This is a genomic window from Bacillus sp. JJ1764 (genome assembly GCF_036962145.1).
Classification (GTDB): Bacteria; Bacillota; Bacilli; order Bacillales; family Cytobacillaceae; genus Neobacillus.
In genome coordinates, this window is sequence record NZ_JBALNY010000262.1 from 1 (window position 1) to 1,630 (window position 1,630).

Sequence of the window (1,630 nt, forward strand, 5' to 3'; positions counted from 1 at the left end):
CAGATATGGCGGAGAAGAGTTTATTCTTTCACTCAAAGGGTATTCAGCGACTGAGGGTGAATCGTTCGCAAATCAACTGCGCACTATTATTTTGGAACAGCCGCTACATACTGCTGAAGGAAATATTTCGGTATCATTTAGTTCAGGGGTGTCAGAAGCATCCTTTGAGGCGGGAGAAACGCTGCACCAGCTTTTGAACAAAGCAGATAAGGCCTTGTATGCAGCAAAACGTGCAGGACGGAACCAAGTCCAGATTTATTCTAATAGAGCAAGCCAGAGAATGTAGTGTAACAACTTACATTTTCTGGCTTTTTAGTATGGTTTAAATTTGGTTGGCAAAAGAAAGATGTTTGTTCAACTGCATTTTCAAAAGAAGAAATAGCCGATTGATTAGAAAGGTTGTATGATATAAAAAAGGATAACGGTTGAGGTGAATGCAGTGGGGCTTAAAGAGGATATTCTTTTATTTCTTGATAACGAAACATCCAACTTTAATGAATCGGGGACGAATGAAACGTTTACTGCAACAAAAATATCGGAATTATTTAATGTGAGAAGAAATACAGTTAGCCATTACCTTAATCAATTGGTTGATGAGGAAAAGGTAATAAAAATTAACTCTCGTCCAGTGTATTTTTTAAGTCGATTAAGCTTTGAACAAAAGTTTTTTCCTGTCTCACAATGTATTTTTACCAGTTTTCAAGATATATTTTCAAATTCTAAAGAAATAAAACCCAAAAATGATATGTTTGATAGGATCATTGGTTCTGACGGTAGTCTTAAAAAAGCTATTGAGCAAATTAAAGCATCGATTCATTATCCCGATAACGGATTACCTATTATACTATGCGGTCAGACGGGTGTTGGAAAGAGTTATACAGCCGAGTTAATCCATCGATACAGTGTTGAAAAGAACATACTTCCTCCAGATGCACCATTTATTAGCTTTAATTGTGCTCAATATGCTGATAATCCTGAACTGATATCTAGCAATTTGTTCGGGTATGTGAAAGGGGCTTTTACTGGGGCAGACAAAACAACAGAAGGCATGCTATCGGAAGCTGACGGCGGCATTTTATTTTTAGACGAAGTACATAGATTAAATGCGGAAGGTCAAGAAAAGTTATTTACTTTTCTTGACCAGGGGATATTTCGTCGGATGGGTGAAAGTGGTGGAAGCCATAAGGCAAGAGTTCGACTCATATTTGCCACTACTGAAAATTTAGAAGAAAGATTCCTACAAACCTTTTTACGCCGAATTCCCATACGCGTGATGTTACCAGGTCTAGATGAACGCGGTGAGAAAGAGAAAAAGCAATTTGTTTATATGTTTTTGATAGAAGAAGCAAAAAAAACAGGAAAATCTATTAGAATCACAAATCGTGCACTTGATACCCTAATTAAACATCATTATCTTGGAAATATTGGTGATTTAAAAAATACTGCCAAATATATTGTGGCATCTTCTTATGTCAAAAAACAGGATGCAAAAGAGGTTTTTATCAGTATACATGACTTGCCAGAAAAAATATTGGAAGAGACGCTTCGCTATACCGATCATAAAATTAAGCAAAACAATGATATTATTATTGATTCCACTTTAGCTTTAGATCAAATAGTTGAAATAGAT

Annotated in this window: 2 protein-coding genes; both read left to right on the forward strand. The window is 35.9% G+C overall.

Annotated elements, in window-relative coordinates:
- A partial coding sequence (locus tag V7083_RS23620) for a GGDEF domain-containing protein (protein ID WP_335482655.1) occupies positions 1 to 286 on the forward strand: 286 nt, incomplete at its 5' end.
- 144 nt (positions 287 to 430) lie between these two features.
- The coding region (locus tag V7083_RS23625; RefSeq protein WP_335482656.1) for a sigma-54-dependent transcriptional regulator at positions 431 to 1,630 on the forward strand (1,200 nt) is incomplete at its 3' end.